Below are 15042 nucleotides of genomic sequence, written 5' to 3' on the forward strand. Positions count from 1 at the left end.
GGGGCGCTGTCCCTGCTGTCCGTCGTGGGCGCGCGGGCCCCGGGGGGGGCCCCCGCCCCGCCCGCGTCAGCGCCCGCGACCCGTCTTCTCCTGCAACCGGTCGATCAACTGCGAAGCCTCCACCTTGGTCAGCTCCGCCGGCACCTCTTCGCCCGCCTCCTGCGCCAACGTGTGCAGGTAGGACTCCTGCGGACCGGTCATCGGCTCGTCGCCGGTCGTCCACTCCCGCGGGTCCTTCTCCGGATTGCGGTCCACGCGCGCCTCCTCACCTCGAACGCTCGTTCGAGGTACCCGCTGCGCTGTTCGGTCAACCACCTCCGGTCCACCCTTGACACGCCACAGGTGGTCTAGTCCAATTCTTCCCACCTGGAGGCCGCCACCGCTGGGAGGAGACGAATGTCGCGCAGAGTCCTGTTCGCCAGGGTGGCGGCGGTGACGGCGTTGGTGGTGGGCGCGGCGGCGGTGAGCTTCGCGCCCGCCTACGCCGCCTCGGTCACCGCGACGTTCACCAGGACGTCGAGTTGGGAAACCGGCTACACCGCGCAGTTCTCGATCAAGAACGAGACCAGTTCGGCCGTCTCCGGGTGGAAGGTCGAGTTCGACCTGCCCGCCGGCACGACCGTCGGCGCCTACTGGGACGCGTTGCAGACCAGCTCGGCCGGGCACCACGCGTTCACCCACCGCGAGTACAACGGCGGCATCGCGCCCGGCGCCACGGTGACGTTCGGCTTCAACGCCTCGGGCACCGCGAGCCCGACCAACTGCAAGATCAACGGCGCGTCGTGCGCCGGTTCACCGACCACCACGACAACAACCACCACCACGACCACGACCACGACCACGACGACCGGGCCGACGACGACCACGACCACGCCACCGGTCACCGGCCTGCCGAAGCGGGTCCTCGTCGGCTACCTGCACGCGAGCTTCGCCAACGGTTCCGGCTACATCCGGATGAGAGACGTCTCCGACGACTGGGACATCGTCAACCTGTCCTTCGCCGAACCGACCTCCGCCACCTCCGGCGACCTCCGCTTCGCCCAGTGCCCCGTCGCCGAGTGCGCAGGCGTCGAGTCCGAGGCCGAGTTCATCGCCGGCATCCGGGACAAGCAGGCCAAGGGCAAGGAGGTGCTGATCTCCATCGGCGGCGCGAACGGCCAGGTGCAGCTGTCCACCACGGCGGCGCGCGACGCGTTCGTCCGCTCCGCGTCGGCGATCATCGACAAGTACGGCCTGGACGGCTTGGACGTCGACTTCGAAGGCCACTCGCTGTCCCTCAACGCGGGCGACACCGACTTCCGCGCGCCGACCACGCCGGTGATCGTCAACCTCATCCAGGCGTTGAAGACCCTGAAAGCGCGCTACGGCGCGAAGTTCGTGCTCACCATGGCCCCCGAGACGTTCTTCGTCCAAGTCGGCTACCAGCACTACGGCGGCAGCGGCGGCGCCGACCCGCGCGCGGGCGCGTACCTGCCGGTGATCCACGCGCTGCGCGACGACCTCACCCTGCTGCACGTCCAGCACTACAACTCCGGGCCGATCATGGGCCTGGACAACCAGTACCACTTCATGGGCGGAAGTGATTTCCACGTCTCCATGGCGGACATGGTGCTGGCCGGCTTCCCCGTGCGCGGTGACGCGACGAAGGTGTTCCCGGGCCTGCGGCAGGACCAGGTGGCCATCGGCCTGCCGGCCGGCGTCAACGCGGGCAACGGCTTCACGTCCGTCGCCGAGGTGCACAAGTCGTTGGACTGCCTGATGAAGGGCGCGAACTGCGGCGCGTACCAGCCCAAGGCGGTCTACCCGAACCTGCGCGGCCTCATGACGTGGTCGGTCAACTGGGACCGCCACAACGGTTTCGAGTTCTCCCGCTCGCACCGCGCCTACCTGCCGAGGTGACCGGTGGCGGACCCGCCGGGACGTCACCCGGCGGGTCCGCTCGGCTCACAGCCGGGGGAACAGGGGCTGGGGCTGCGGGAGTCGGTCCGTCAGCGTGACGCACTGCTCGGAGATCCGCGTCGCCAACGCCGGCACGAACGGGGTGAGTTCGCGGGCCAGGACCCGGCACGCGGCCAGCAGCGAGGTGACGGCCGCGTCCAGGCGCTTGCCCGCCTCGGCGTCACCGCCGCGCTCGGCACGGGCCAGGTCCCACGGCCGCACCTGCTCGACGTACCGGTTGGCCTCCTCCACGATCCGCCACACCGCCGCCGTCGCCCGCCGGAAGTCGAAGTCGGACACGGCGGCGTGCACGAGGTCCGGCGCGTCCCGGCACGCCGCCGCCAGCGGTTCGGCGTCCGGGTCCGGCGCGGCCATGGGTGGTCGGCCCTCGCGGTAGCGGTGGACCATCACGGTGACGCGGTTGACCAGGTTGCCGAGGCCGTTGGCCAGGTCCTCGTTCGCGCGGGCGACCAGGCGGGCCTCGGTGAAGTCGGCGTCGCCGACGCGCGGTACGTCGCGCAGCAACCACCACCGCACCGCGTCCGAGCCGTACCGGTCGGCCAACGCCACCGGGTCGACCACCGCGCCGGCCGATTTGCTGATCTTGCGGCCGTCGGTGGTGAGGTAGTCGTGCACCAGGATGTCGGTCGGCAGCGGCTCGCCCGCCGACAGCAGCATGGCCAGCCACTGCACGGCGTGGAAGCGGACCACGCCCTTGCCGATCACGTGCACGCGCCGGTCGCCCTCCGCCCACCAGCGGCGGTAGTTCGAGCCGTCCGCGCCGTAACCCAGGCTGGTGATGTAGTTGCCCAGCGCGTCCCACCACACGGAGACGACCTGGTCCGGATCACCCGGCACGGTGATGCCCCACCCGTGCGCGCGGGCGCGGGAGCGGGAGACGGAGAAGTCGCGCAGGCCGGCGGCGATGAACGCCAGCACCTCGTTGCGACGCGCGGCGGGCTCGATCCGGACCGTGCCGTCGACGATCAGGTCGCGGAGCCGGTCGGCGTGGCGGGAGAGCCGGAAGAACCAGTTCTCCTCGGCCACCGGCTGCGGCTCGACCTCGTGCTCCGGGCACTTGCCGCCCACCAGGTCGGCGAGGGCGTAGAACTGCTCGCAGCCGACGCAGTACAGGCCCTCGTAGTGATGTCGGTAGAGGTCGTGCGCGCACGCCCGCCACAGCCGTTCCACACCGGCGCCGTGCCTGGCGTCGCGGCTGGTGCGGATGAAGTCGGTGAACGACAACGCCAACGGGTCGCGCAACGCCGCGAACGCCGCCGAGTTCCGGTCGACCAGCTCGCCGGTCGACACGCCTTCCGCCTGCGCGGCCAGCACGTTCTTCAGCGAGTTGTCGTCGGTGCCGGTCAGGAACCGCACCCGGTCGCCGCGCAGGCGGTGGTGCCGGGCCAGCGCGTCGGCCTGCACGATCTCCAGGGCGAAACCCAGGTGTGGGCGCGAGTTGACGTACGGGATGGCGGTGGTCACGTAGTAGCGCGACATCGCGAACCTCCTGGTGCGGGGGTTCACGGCCGGCTGAGACCCCCTGGGGCGGGGGCCTCGGACTCGTCATCCGTGCAGCGTCGGCGGCCCCGCGTGGCGGGGCATCATGACGGGGCACGACGAGGACATGGCGGCGACGCTAGCAGCGCCACCGCCCGTCCCGCGCCTGGTTTTCGCCCGGCTAGCAACCGATGCGGTCGGAGCCCAACGCGATGTCGTCCAGCCAGATGTCGTAGCTGCCCTCGTTGGGCTGGTAGAGCTGCCAGCCCAGCTTGACCGTGTCGAACCGGGGGAACAGGAAGTCGACCTGGTTGCCGCCGTGCTCGCGGGTCGAGACGGTCAGGTCCGGGTTCGGCTTGCCGTCGAACCACAGCGTGATCCGGTTGTCGGAGGCGTCCATCCGCCACTCGACGCACTGCCACACGCCGGCCTTCGACGGCGCCGACTCGCGCCAGTTCGTCCAGTCGCCGGTCGGGCCGCCGTCCGCGCCGACGCCCCACAACGCCTTGTCCAGCGTGGGCACGTACTGGCCGCCGAGCGGGCGGACGACCTCCGGGCCGTTGCCCGTGGCCTCGATCAACGTGTAGTGCGCCCAGTCCGGCGCGTCGGGGAACGCCTCGACGCGCACCCGGACCCGGCCGTAGAAGCTGTTGCCCGGCGCGGCGAAGTCGTCGACCTTGAGGAACGCCCGGCCGTTGCCCTCGGCCCGCACGTGCAGCACCTTCTGACCGCGCCGGTCGCGTTCGACCTCCAGCGAGCCGTTGCGGGTGTCCACGCCCCACTCGAGGCTGGTGCCCGCGCCGGTCGGCACGTGCTGGAAGTCCTCGCAGAACAGCAGGTCGGCGCGGGCGCAGGTCTTCAGCCGGTGATCGGCCTGACCGGGACCGGCGGCGTCCGCGACCGGGAGGGCGACGACCGACAGCAGGACGGCGAGGACCGCCGTGGACAACCGTTTCCGCACTGGTAGCTCCTTCTGCGCTGAGGGGGCAGCAGGAAGCTATCCGGTCTGGGAACGCTCCCATACCTCTGACCGGCGCAACAGTGCTGGTCCCTTCGCGGGTGCTACTCGAAGCGGGATGGATCGCCCGCGCCGTGCCGGACGATCTCCGGCTCGCCCTGGGAGAAGTCGACGACGGTGGTGGGCACGGTGCCGCAGTCGCCCGCGTCCAGCACGGCGTCGACCACGTGGTCCAGCCGTTCCTTGATGTCCCAGCCGTGGACCAGCGGTTCCTCCTGGTCGGGCAGCAGGAGCGTGCTGGACAGCAGCGGCTCGCCGAGCTGCGCCAGCAGGGCCTGCGCGACCGGGTGGTCGGGGATGCGCGCGCCCACCGTCTTCTTCTTCGCGTGCATCAGCCGGCGCGGCACCTCGGTGGTCGCCGGGAGGATGAACGTGTAACTGCCCGGCGTCGCCGCCTTGATCGCCCGGAAGACCGCGTTGTCCACGTGCACGAACTGCCCCAGCTGGGAGAAGTCGCGGCACATGAGCGTGAAGTGGTGCCGGTCGTCCAGGTGCCGGATCTGCCGGATCCGGTCCAGGCCCGCCTTGTTGCCGAGCCGGCAGCCGAGCGCGTAGCAGGAGTCGGTCGGGTAGGCGACCAGGCCGTCGGACTTGATCAGCTCCACCGCCTGGTCGATGGACCGTCGCTGCGGGTTCACCGGGTGCACGTCGAAGTACCTGGCCATGCGCGGAGCCTAGTAGTCCGATCGGCTCGCCGCGTGCAGGCCCGCGGGGTCAGGCGAACGCGAGCATGGCGCCGAGCGCGACGAAAGCGCCCGCGAAGCCCCGCCGGATCCACGTCTGCACGCGGGGGCGGCCGATGACGTGGTCCCGGACCGCGGCGGCGAACCAGCCGTAGCCGACGAACACGACGAACGTGAGCGCCATGAACACCGCGCTCAGCTCGACCATGCGCGGGACGGCGGCCGGCTCGTCCGGGCGCACGAACTGCGGCAGGAACGCGAAGAAGAAGATCGTCAGCTTCGGGTTGAGCAGGTTCACCATGACGCCGGACGCCACCACCCGCGCCGCCGTCCGGTTCGGCGCGCCCGGGTCGACGGCCAGCGCGGTCTTGTCGCGGAGCGTGCTCCACGCCAGGTAGAAGAGGTAGGCGACGCCGAGGTACTTGAGGACCTGGAACGCGGGCGTGCTCGCGTTGAGCAGCGCGGCCAGCCCGGTGAGCGCGGCCAACACGTGCGGCACGATGCCCAACGTGCAACCGAGCGCGGCCACGGCGGCGGCACGCGCGCCGCCGGTGAGGCCGGCCGAGGTCGTGTAGAGCACGCCGGTGCCGGGCGTGGCGACGATGACGAGGGACGTCAGCAGGAAGTCGACGGTCACCGGGAGCGCCCGGTCGTGGAGCGGTTCATGCCGTCCACCCTGGTGACAGACTGGTCCGGTGAACAGGTCCAATCCAGGCCCCGTCGACAGGTCCATAACGACGGGATCGGACTTCCTGCAACTCGACATCGGCGACGCGCCGGTGGGAGGTCGGGCCGACTGGCTGGCCCGGCGGCTCCGGCAGGCGATCGCGGACGGGCGGCTGCCGGTGGGGAGCCGGCTGCCCGCGACCCGGGTGCTGGCGGGCGAGCTGCGGATCTCGCGCGGGGTGGTCACCGAGGCGTACCAACGGCTCGCCGAGGACGGCCACGTCAGCGGACGGGGCCGGGCGGGCACCGTGGTGGTGGCCGCGCCGCACGCGGTCCCGCCCCGCCTGGGTGGTGCGCCGGGCGCGGGCGGTGTGGCGGGTCGGCCGGCCGATGGCGGCGTGTTCGCACGGCCGCCCGGCGCGGACGCGTTCGACGCGTTGCGCGGCGTCCGCGCGCGGATCGACCTGTCGCCCGGTGTGCCGGACCTGACCGCGTTCCCGCGCGCTGCCTGGTTGCGCGCCGAACGTGCCGTCCTCCGCACGTTGTCCGCGTCGGACTTCGGCTACGGCGACCCGCGCGGCACGCCGGCGCTGCGGCACGCGGTCGCGCACTGGCTCGCCCGCTACCGGGGCGTCCGCGTGGACCCGGACGAGGTCGTGATCGTCGCCGGCGTCGCCCAAGCGCTCGGCCTGCTCGCCCAGGTGCTGCGCCGCGACGGCGTCACCGAGGTCGCCGTGGAGGATCCCGGGTCGCTCGGCGCGCGTCAGCACCTGCGCAACTGGGACCTCGACACCCCGCCGGTACCAGTGGACGGCGAGGGCATCCGGGTGGACGACTTGCGCGCCGGGGGAGCGCCCGCCGTCTTGTTGACGCCGGCGCACCAGTTCCCGACCGGAGTGGTGCTCGGTGGCGCGCGTCGACGTGAGCTGATGCGGTGGGCCGAGGCGGGTGGTCTTGTCATCGAGGACGATTACGACGCAGAACACCGTTATGACAGACCGCCCGTGCCCGCGTTGCGATCAATGCTCCCCGAACGTGTTTGTTACGCCGGAAGTGTGTCCAAAGTGCTCGCTCCCGCATTGCGCGTCGGGTGGTTGCTCGTCCCCGACGCGAATCGAAACAGTGTGATCGAAGCGAAGCGGTACGCCGACCTCGGCAATGCGGTGCTGCCCCAACTCGTGCTGGCCGCCATGATGGCGTCCGGGGACCTGGAACGGCACCTGCGGTTCGTCCGCCGACGCCACCGCCGAAGGCGGGACGCGATGATCGCGGCGATCGCCCGGCACCTGCCCGGCGCGGTCGTGCACGGCGCCGCGGCGGGGTTGCACCTGCTGATCACCTTCGACGACGGCGTGCCCGACACCGAACTCGCCGCCGCCGCGCTCGCCCGAGGGGTGAAGGCGCAGCCGTTGTCGTGGCACGGGCAACGATCCGGGCGACCCGGATTGGTGCTCGGTTACGGCGCGAGCACGCCGACCGACATCGCCGAAGGCGTCGCCGTCATCGCGGACGTGCGCCGGCAATCGTGATCGTCCCTCTTGTTTTTGATCACTCAGAATTCCATCGCCGGCGGGACGGATCACACTATCGCGTGGATGATGTGCACGGTCGGATTTTGTTGATCATCCTAAGTGGACATGTCTGGCCGGCGCGGTCACGATGAGCGGACGCCGGGAAGTCGGGCGCGGAGATCCTGCGGCACTTCCGGGCAATTCACGCTCTTCGTTTGAAAGCAGAACACCACTCATGACCGCACAAGCACCTACGAAAAACCGCGATCGAGAGCACGACCGCGACCCGTTGCCCGTCCACCTCGTCGGCTCGCTGCCGCGTCCGCTGTGCGACGACCCCGCCACCGCCATGGGCTGGTTCCTCCGGCACCGGGGCGACGCCGCGCTGACCGCCCTGCCGTCCGACCGCGATCCGCGCTGGATCGTCGACTGGCTCACCCACCACATGTCCTCCGTGCCGTCCCTCGAACAGGTGCGCGGCGGCGAGAGCCGCGGCTACGACGACATGCCGTACTACCGCGTCCGGCCCGGTCAGCGGCTGTGCGCGGAAGAGATCGGCCTGTCCCGCGTCGACCAGGCGGACGCGGCGTTCGCGGCGCTGGACCGCATGCGCGGCACCGGAACCGACGAAGCGCTGCGCGTGCAGGTGGGCATCCCCAACGCCCTGGACCTGGCGGTGTTCGCGTTCGGCTCGATCGACGCCGCCCACGAGTGGCTGCCGACGATGCAGGTCGCGGTGGTGCACGAGGTGACCGAACTGGTCGCCCGGTGGGGTGACCGGCTGCAGCTCCAACTGGAGACGCCCGCGGTGCTGGTGGCCTACCACCTCACCCCGCCGTCCGCGTGGCCGGCGCTGACCGCCCAGCTCTCCGGGCAGGTGGCCGGCGTGCTGGCCGCCGCGCCGCTCACCCGGTGGGTGCTGCACCTGTGCTACGGCGACCTGGAGCACGTGCCGGTGTTCACGCCGACCGACCTGCGGTCGGCGGTGCTGTTCCTCAACGCGCTGGCCGACGTGCTGGCCGAGCGGGGCGTGCCGATGCCGACCGTGCACCTGCCCGTGGCCAGTGGTGCGAACCCGCCGCCCACCGACCCGGCGTTCTACGACGAGCTGAAGCACCTGCGGCGCGGGGTGGAGGTCATCGCGGGCGTCGTGGCCGAGGATCACCCCGAGGAGACCCGCGAGGCGCTGCGGCTCACCGCGGACGCGCTGGGCGGGCCGGTGGCCGGCGTCGCGGCGGCGTGCGGGTACGGGCGACGGACCGAGGACGCCGCCGCGGCGAACCTCGGTCTCGCCGCCCGGCTCGCCCAGGAGTGGAGCGTGCGCTGACCGCCCGGGCGGTGGGACCTCCGGCGTCCCACCGCCCGCCGCGGGAAGCGGGCCGCCCGGTGTCCCTCCGCCCGGTCCCGGAACGCACCGTGACGAGGGAGGTGCGAGGTGTGAAGATCGGCGGCCTCTGATGGCCCTGGTCGGCCGGCACGTACGGTGAAGGCTGGTTGCGCCGTTGGAATCACCGAGGAGTACGCGACATGGCCGAACGATCCCGTGCCAGGAGCGGGCGCGTGGTGCGCACCGAGCGGATCGCGCCGCAGATGGTCCGCGTGGTGCTCGGCGGTGAGGGGCTGGCCGACTTCGCCGTCGGCCCGTACACCGACAGCTACCTCAAGCTCGCGTTCCCGCTGGACGACGTGCTCTACCCGGAGCCGTTCGACCTCGCCGCGATCCGCGCGACCATGCCCCGTGACCAGTGGCCCCGCACCCGCACGTACACCGTGCGCAAGTGGGACGCGCGCGCCGGCGAGTTGTGGATCGACTTCGTCACGCACGGTGACGCGGGTGTGGCCGGTCCCTGGGCGGCGAAGGCCCAGCCGGGCGACGTGCTGCACTTCGCGGGTCCCGGCGGCGGGTACGCGCCCGACCCGGACGTCGCCTGGCACCTGATGGCCGGCGACGAGAGCGCGTGGCCCGCCATCGCGGCGGCGTTGGAGGCGTTGCCCGCCGGCGCCCGGGCGGAGGTGTTCGTCGAGGTCGACGGGCCCGAGGACGAGCAGACCGCGTGGTCGGCGGGTCGGGTGGACCTGCGGTGGCTGCACCGCGGCGGCGGCCCGCGTGGACGACTCCTCGTGGACGCGGTGAAGGCGTCGGCGTTCCCCGAGGGCGTGGTCCAGGTCTTCGTGCACGGCGAGGCGAACATGGTCAAGGACCTGCGCGGGCACCTTAAGGTGGACCGCGGCGTCCCGCGCGAGCAGATGTCGATCTCCGGCTACTGGCGGCTCGGCGCGGACGAGGACGGGTGGCAGTCGTCCAAGGGCGAGTGGAACCGGCGGGTCGAGCAGGAGCAGGGTTAGCGGTTCGTGCCGTCGGTGGCCCGGTGGGCGGCAGTGCCGCGCTTCTTGACGAGGGACTCCAGGTAGAGGTCGGCGTACGTGCGCGAGTCCTTGATCAGGTCGTCGCAGAACGCGGCGACGTCCTCGCCGACGAGCTCCAGGACGCCCTTGCCCGCCGCGACGCCCTCCTCGAAGAAGTCGACGATCCCGGAGAGCAGGGTCCCGTCGGCCAGCTCGACCGGGCCGACCTTGAAGAAGTACCGCTGCATCTCCTTGTAGACGATCCGGTAGTCCGGCGGCAGCGCCTTGACCCGCGCCACGTGCGCCCGCCACTGCTTCTTGCCCTCGATGATGTCCTGGATGCCCACGTCAGCCTCCCAGCTGGGCCAGTTTCCTCGCGACGTTCCGGTTCAACTGCTCGCGCCACCGGTCGCGGTGGGTGCGACCCCCGTGCTCGCCGGCCAGCGCCGCGCAGAAGCCCGCGACGTCGTCACCCAGCACGTCGCCGAGGGGCTGCCCGTCGGCCGCCGTCTCCTCCAGCAGTCCCAGGGCGCTGTCGAAGATCGGCATCAGACCCCGGCCGGTGAAGTCGGAGTAGCCCATGAGGTGGCCCTTGACCTGTTCCCACGCCGCCCGGTAGTCGGCCGGCAAGGCCGCGGCCCGTGCTTCGAACGCGTTCCACTCCCTGGTGAGGTCGCTGCCGGTGATGGTCTCCCAGAAGCTCATCTCCCGCCCTCCTTGAGCTTGTCGATCCGTGACGAGACGTACTCCCACTTCGCCCAGAACGTCGCGAGCTGCTCGCGTCCCGCGTCGTTGAGCGCGTAGAACTTGCGCGGCGGGCCCAGCTCGGACGGTCGTTTCGCCACCTGGACGAGCCCGTTCTTCTCCAGTCGCAGGAGGATGGTGTACACCGTCCCCTCGACGACGTCGGTGAAGCCGAGGTCGTTCAGCCGACGCGTGATGGCGTACCCGTAGGTCTCCTCGCTGCCGATGATCTCCAGCACGCAGCCCTCCAGCGTGCCCTTGAGCATCTCCGTCAGGTCGTCCATCGCGGGTCCTCTTCGGTCTTCCGGTACCCGGTGTCACCGAGTACTGCTACAAGGTATCACGGAGTAGTGGGTCAGCCCAGGGCGTCGCGCAGGCCGAGGCGCACCGGCGGCGGCAGCGGGTCGCGGGCCTGGAACGCCTGGAGGAAGTAGGCGACCAGGCGGCGGGAGGCGGCCACCGCCGCGTCCACCGAATCGGCGACCAGGCCGTTGTTGGCCATCAGCACGAGCGTCAAGTCGTCGAGGGTGAAGTCGGGCCGCAGCCTGCCGGTCGCCTTGGCGCGGGCCACGACCCCGGCGAACGCCTCCTCGGCCCGTGTGCGCAGCTCGTCCACCGGCACGGCGTCGGGGAACGCGGTCAGGAACGCCGCGCTGAACCCCCGGTCCCGGGCCTGCATCTCGCACAGCTTCTCCACCACCCGGCAGAAGCCGCGCCACGGGTCGGGGTCCTCCGCCGCCCGGTGCACCTCGCCCGTGCAGGCGGCCAGCTGCTCCGCGAACACCTCCCTGACCAGGTCGTCCTTGGTCGGGAAGCGGCGGTAGAGGGTGGCGACGCCGACCCCGGCGCGCCGGGCGATCTCGGTCATCGACACGTCCAGGCCGTCGGCGGCGAACGTCTCCCTCGCCGAGGCGACGATGCGCTCGCGGTTCTGCCTCGCGTCCACGCGCAACCGAGTCGTCTCACCTGGCACGTCTCTCACTTTAGCTCAAGTGGAGGGCACCCTCCGGTTCGCGTGTTAGCGTCGAAGTGGAGGGCGTCTTCCACTTGAGCGAGAGGTGAGCGATGCGCGCAGCGCTGTTCGACCGGTACGGGCCGCCCGAGGTCTTGTACGAGGGCGTCGTGCCCGACCCGGTGGCCGCGCCGGGCCAGGTGCTGGTGCGGGTCCACGCGGCCAGCGTCAACGGCGGCGAGCTGATGGGCCGGTCCGGGAAGCTGAAAGTCCTGCTCGGGCGGAAGTTCCCCAAGCGGGTCGGCATCGACTTCGCCGGCGAGGTGGTGTCCGGCCCCGGCTTCGCGCCCGGCGCGCACGTGTGGGGCGGACTGCCGCGCGGCCGGTTCGGCAGCGTCGCCGAGTACGTCGTCGTGCGCCCGCGCCAACTCGCGCTCAGTCCCGCCGGGCTGGACCTGGTCCAGGCCGCCGCGTTGCCGGGCGTCGGCACGACCGCCATCACCGCCCTGCGCGACAAGGCGAGGCTGCGCCGGGGGGAACGCCTCCTCGTGCGCGGCGCGAGCGGGGGAGTGGGCAGCGTCGCCGTGCAGGTGGGCAAGGCCTACGGCGCGCACGTCACCGCCCTGGCGGGCAGGGGAACCCTCGACTTCGTCCGCGAGCTGGGCGCCGACGAGGCGATCGACTACCGCACCGATCCCGCCGACCTCGGCCACTTCGACGTCGTCCTCGACACGTACGGCAGCACGCCCCGCGCGTACCGCCGCCTGCTCGGGCCCGGTGGCCGCATGGTCGGCATCGCGTTCCGCTCCGCCGCGGACGTCGGCTACCTCCTCGCGTCCGCGGTGTTCGGCCCCCGCCGCGTCCGCTTCTTCAGCGGCAACCCCGGGTCCGACCTGTTCGCCGACCTCACCGCGCTGGTCGAGGGCGGCGCGGTGAGGTCGGTGGTCGATGCCGTCCACCCGATCGCCCGGGTCGCCGAAGCCCACCGCGCGCTGGAAGCCGGTGGCGTGCGCGGCAAGCACGTGATCCAGGTGCTCTGATCACACGATCGGGCTGACGGTGTTCTCCGCGCCCACCAAGGCCGCGCCGTAGAGCTCCAGGTTCACCTGGGGGAGGAGCATCCCGTGGCGCGCGGCCACGTTCGCGTCACGCCAGATCCGCTGCAGCGGGCTGGCGTCGGCGAAACCACGCGAACCGTGCGCGTACAGCAGCGTTTCCAGGGCGCGGGTCACGTGGCGGACGGCCACGGAGGAGTCGGCGCGGCACCGGGCGCGGAGCAGTTCGGACGGGTACTCGGCGTCGGCGGCGTACCGGTCGAGGAGGTCGGCGGCGCGGTAGGCGTGCAGCTCGGCGCTGTCCACCGCCGAGGCGGCCTCGGCGACGAGGAGCTGGAACGCGGCCGAGTCGCGTTGCCGGTCGAAGCTGGTGTAGGCGATGCCCTTGTCCGCCGCGGCGTCGATGACGTGCGCCAACGCCGCACGGCCCAGCCCGAGCAACGGGCCGCTGATCATCGTCACGAGCGACGGCACGAAGGCGGCGCGGTAGGCGGCGGGGGTGTCGGGCGTGACGTTGGCGCCCGCGACCATCCGCTCCAGCCGCAGCACGCGGTGGTCGGGCACGAACGCCTCCCGCACCACGAACCGGTTGCTGCCGGTGGACCTCATCCCGGCCACGTGCCACTCGTCCACGACCTCGAAGTCCTCGCGGGGCACCAGCGTCCACGCCAGGCTGCCGTCCAGGACGGCCGCGGCCAGCCCCCACGACGCGTGCCCGATGCCGGAGGCGTAGGCCCACTCGCCGCTGAGCCGGTAACCGCCCGACACGCGCTCGACCGGGCCGCTCGGCATCAGCGTGCCGGCGACCAGGGCTTCGGGGTCGGCGCCCCACACGTCTTCCCGCGCCTGCTCGGGGAACAGGGAGGTGATCCAGTTGCTGCCGTTCCACAGCGCCGTGCACCAGCCCGCGCCACCGTCGATCCCGGCCACCGCCGCCGACACGTCCAGGTGCGTCCGGATCGACGCCTCCCCGCCGCCGTACCGCGCCAACCGCGTGACGCGGAACGTGCCCGCGTCCCGCATGGCCGCCACGGTGTCGGCGGAGACCTGGCGTTCCTCGTCGGCCCGCGCGGCGGCAGCGGTCAACCGCGGCGCGAGGCCCGCGATGGCGGTCAGGACTTCGGCACTCATCACGGAACCCCCTGCGACGGCGGCGGCGAGTGATCCATCGTCCCACCGCCGGTCGTCGGGCCGGCACGACCATTCGCGTGGCCCGGCCCGCCGAACGGGTCGAGGGCAACCGAACACCGACGCCATCTCGTCGTCCTGTGCGAGGGGGTGGACGGGTGAAGGACAAAGACGCCGAGTTCGTCGAGTTCGTGCGCGCGAAGCATCGCCACGTGCGGAGGACGGCGTTCCTGCTGTGCGCCGACTGGCACCTGGCGGAGGACCTGGCGCAGGCCACGTTGCTCAAGCTGTACCGGTCGTGGTCACGCGTGCGGCGGGCCGACTCCGTCGACGCGTACTGGCGCACGGTGCTCGTGCGCACGGTGATCGACCACCGGCGGCCGTTGAAGGGCTCGGAGAAGCCGGTGGCCGAGCCGCCGGACCTGCCCGCCGACGAAGTCGAGCACGAGAGCGGCATCGACGTGCAGCGCGCGCTGGCGGCGTTGCCACCAGGTCAACGTGCGGCCGTCGTGCTGCGGTACTGGGAGGACCAGTCGGTCTCGCAGACGGCGAAGCTGCTCAAGTGCAGCGAGGGAACGGTCAAGAGCCAGTGCGCCAAAGGGCTCGCCGCGTTGCGCCGAGACCTGGGCAGCACCTTGGAGAAGGGAGGAGTGGCGTGATGAACGACGTGGACGAGGTGCGGAGGATGCTCGCGCCGGCGCTGGAAGGCGACACCGGGCCCCGGCACTCACCGGAAGAGGTCGTGAAGTCGGCGCGCGAGGCCACGGCGCGACGGCGGGCGGTGGTGGCCAGTGCGTTGTCCGTCGGTGTCGTGCTGGCGATCGGGGCGAGCGCGCTCTTCGCCGTGACCGATCGGTCCACTGTGGAATGGGCGTCGAGTCCCGTGCTCACGACCACGCCGACCGACGTCCCCGCCGTGCCGACCACACCCGGGCACGCCGCCGAGCTGACCGCGAGACTCGCCGCGGCGGATGTCATCCCCGACGGCTTCGAGATCCTCCCCGCGCACTCGGACTGGAGCGCGCCGCCGCTGCGGTTCACCGCCTTCGGTCCGGACACCTCGGGCGGCTACCTGGCGTCGGCGGTGTTCTCCGACGCCGAGGGCAGCGTGACGCTGAGGCTCTACGTGCGGTCGGTCACCGAGCCGGAGAAGTGCACGGTGGAGAGCCGATGCATGCGCTTCACCGCGTTGAACGGCCCGTTCTTCCACCCGCCGACCGTGAAGTCCGTCGACGGTGTCGAGGTCCGGGTCGCGCGTGACCTCGGCACCGGCCTGCCGGGGGAGGTGTCGGCGGAAGCCCGCTTCCCGGACGGCACCGTCGTGGACGTCACCGTCACCAACCAGACCACGGTGAGGGACGACGGCTCGCTGTACATCCAGCCGTCCACTCGCGACGGCGTGCCGTTCACCGAGCAGCAGCTGATCGACATGATCAGCAAGCCGGGCTTCACCTACCGGTCGTGACCGCGCGGTCGTCGGCGTGCCTCCCCGCGGGGCGCG

At 71.8% G+C, this 15042-nt stretch carries 17 protein-coding genes; 7 read left to right on the plus strand and 10 right to left on the minus strand.

Annotated elements, in window-relative coordinates:
* Positions 1 to 66 precede the first annotated feature (66 nt).
* Complete coding sequence (locus AB0H12_RS28740) at positions 67 to 255, minus strand: DUF3072 domain-containing protein (RefSeq protein WP_308257583.1); 189 nt, start codon at positions 253 to 255, stop codon at positions 67 to 69.
* Positions 256 to 396: 141 nt separating this feature from the next.
* Here AB0H12_RS28740 and AB0H12_RS28745 point away from each other — a divergent pair, with 141 nt between their 5' ends.
* Positions 397 to 1899: a chitinase gene (locus AB0H12_RS28745; RefSeq protein WP_499626966.1), complete on the plus strand. Its 1503-nt coding sequence runs from the start codon at positions 397 to 399 to the stop codon at positions 1897 to 1899.
* Positions 1900 to 1944: 45 nt separating this feature from the next.
* On the opposite strand, the gene AB0H12_RS28750 is transcribed toward AB0H12_RS28745, so the two are convergent.
* The 4 genes from AB0H12_RS28750 to AB0H12_RS28765 form a co-directional block, all read right to left on the minus strand.
* Complete coding sequence (locus AB0H12_RS28750) at positions 1945 to 3438, minus strand: methionine--tRNA ligase (RefSeq protein ID WP_499626968.1); 1494 nt, start codon at positions 3436 to 3438, stop codon at positions 1945 to 1947.
* 181 nt (positions 3439 to 3619) lie between these two features.
* On the minus strand, positions 3620 to 4399 hold the full coding sequence (locus tag AB0H12_RS28755; RefSeq protein ID WP_499626969.1) for a hypothetical protein: 780 nt from the start codon (positions 4397 to 4399) through the stop codon (positions 3620 to 3622).
* A gap of 101 nt (positions 4400 to 4500) precedes the next feature.
* On the minus strand, positions 4501 to 5121 hold the full coding sequence (locus AB0H12_RS28760; RefSeq protein ID WP_499626971.1) for an L-threonylcarbamoyladenylate synthase: 621 nt from the start codon (positions 5119 to 5121) through the stop codon (positions 4501 to 4503).
* A gap of 49 nt (positions 5122 to 5170) precedes the next feature.
* On the minus strand, positions 5171 to 5776 hold the full coding sequence (locus tag AB0H12_RS28765; protein ID WP_499626973.1) for a LysE family translocator: 606 nt from the start codon (positions 5774 to 5776) through the stop codon (positions 5171 to 5173).
* 58 nt (positions 5777 to 5834) lie between these two features.
* On the opposite strand from AB0H12_RS28765, the gene pdxR reads away from it, so the two are divergent.
* The 3 genes from pdxR to AB0H12_RS28780 all read left to right on the plus strand — a co-directional run bounded on the left by pdxR (position 5835) and on the right by AB0H12_RS28780 (position 9662).
* Positions 5835 to 7334, plus strand: a complete 1500-nt coding sequence (gene pdxR, locus AB0H12_RS28770) for a MocR-like pyridoxine biosynthesis transcription factor PdxR (protein ID WP_499626975.1) — start codon at positions 5835 to 5837, stop codon at positions 7332 to 7334.
* A gap of 271 nt (positions 7335 to 7605) precedes the next feature.
* Positions 7606 to 8643, plus strand: a complete 1038-nt coding sequence (locus AB0H12_RS28775; RefSeq protein ID WP_499626977.1) for a hypothetical protein — start codon at positions 7606 to 7608, stop codon at positions 8641 to 8643.
* 200 nt (positions 8644 to 8843) lie between these two features.
* Complete coding sequence (locus AB0H12_RS28780) at positions 8844 to 9662, plus strand: siderophore-interacting protein (protein WP_499626978.1); 819 nt, start codon at positions 8844 to 8846, stop codon at positions 9660 to 9662.
* On the opposite strand, the gene AB0H12_RS28785 is transcribed toward AB0H12_RS28780, so the two are convergent.
* From AB0H12_RS28785 to AB0H12_RS28800, 4 genes are all read right to left on the minus strand, one after another.
* Positions 9659 to 10009, minus strand: a complete 351-nt coding sequence (locus AB0H12_RS28785) for a DUF1048 domain-containing protein (RefSeq protein WP_499626980.1) — start codon at positions 10007 to 10009, stop codon at positions 9659 to 9661. The genes AB0H12_RS28780 and AB0H12_RS28785 overlap by 4 nt on opposite strands.
* Before the next feature lies 1 nt (position 10010).
* Complete coding sequence (locus AB0H12_RS28790) at positions 10011 to 10367, minus strand: DUF1048 domain-containing protein (protein WP_499626982.1); 357 nt, start codon at positions 10365 to 10367, stop codon at positions 10011 to 10013.
* The gene (locus AB0H12_RS28795; protein WP_230573101.1) at positions 10364 to 10690 is read right to left on the minus strand and encodes a PadR family transcriptional regulator; all 327 of its coding nucleotides are present in this window, start codon (positions 10688 to 10690) and stop codon (positions 10364 to 10366) included. The genes AB0H12_RS28790 and AB0H12_RS28795 overlap by 4 nt, the downstream gene beginning before the upstream one ends.
* A 71-nt stretch (positions 10691 to 10761) precedes the next feature.
* Complete coding sequence (locus tag AB0H12_RS28800) at positions 10762 to 11379, minus strand: TetR/AcrR family transcriptional regulator (RefSeq protein WP_499626984.1); 618 nt, start codon at positions 11377 to 11379, stop codon at positions 10762 to 10764.
* Positions 11380 to 11471: 92 nt separating this feature from the next.
* Here AB0H12_RS28800 and AB0H12_RS28805 point away from each other — a divergent pair, with 92 nt between their 5' ends.
* Complete coding sequence (locus tag AB0H12_RS28805) at positions 11472 to 12398, plus strand: NAD(P)-dependent alcohol dehydrogenase (protein ID WP_499626985.1); 927 nt, start codon at positions 11472 to 11474, stop codon at positions 12396 to 12398.
* On the opposite strand, the gene AB0H12_RS28810 is transcribed toward AB0H12_RS28805, so the two are convergent.
* Positions 12399 to 13544, minus strand: a complete 1146-nt coding sequence (locus AB0H12_RS28810; RefSeq protein ID WP_499626987.1) for an acyl-CoA dehydrogenase family protein — start codon at positions 13542 to 13544, stop codon at positions 12399 to 12401.
* A 155-nt stretch (positions 13545 to 13699) separates the two neighbouring features.
* Between AB0H12_RS28810 and AB0H12_RS28815 the strand changes: the two genes are divergently transcribed.
* A complete protein-coding gene (locus AB0H12_RS28815) occupies positions 13700 to 14200 on the plus strand; it encodes a SigE family RNA polymerase sigma factor (protein WP_499626989.1) in 501 nt (166 codons plus the stop codon).
* Positions 14200 to 15006 carry a hypothetical protein gene (locus tag AB0H12_RS28820; RefSeq protein ID WP_499626991.1) on the plus strand — a complete coding sequence of 269 codons (807 nt, stop codon included), beginning with the start codon at positions 14200 to 14202 and terminating at the stop codon, positions 15004 to 15006. The genes AB0H12_RS28815 and AB0H12_RS28820 overlap by 1 nt, the downstream gene beginning before the upstream one ends.
* The last annotated feature ends 36 nt before the right edge of the window (positions 15007 to 15042 follow it).

This window comes from Actinosynnema sp. NPDC023794, from assembly GCF_040639675.1.
In the GTDB taxonomy this organism is placed as follows: Bacteria; Actinomycetota; Actinomycetes; order Mycobacteriales; family Pseudonocardiaceae; genus Actinosynnema; species Actinosynnema luteola.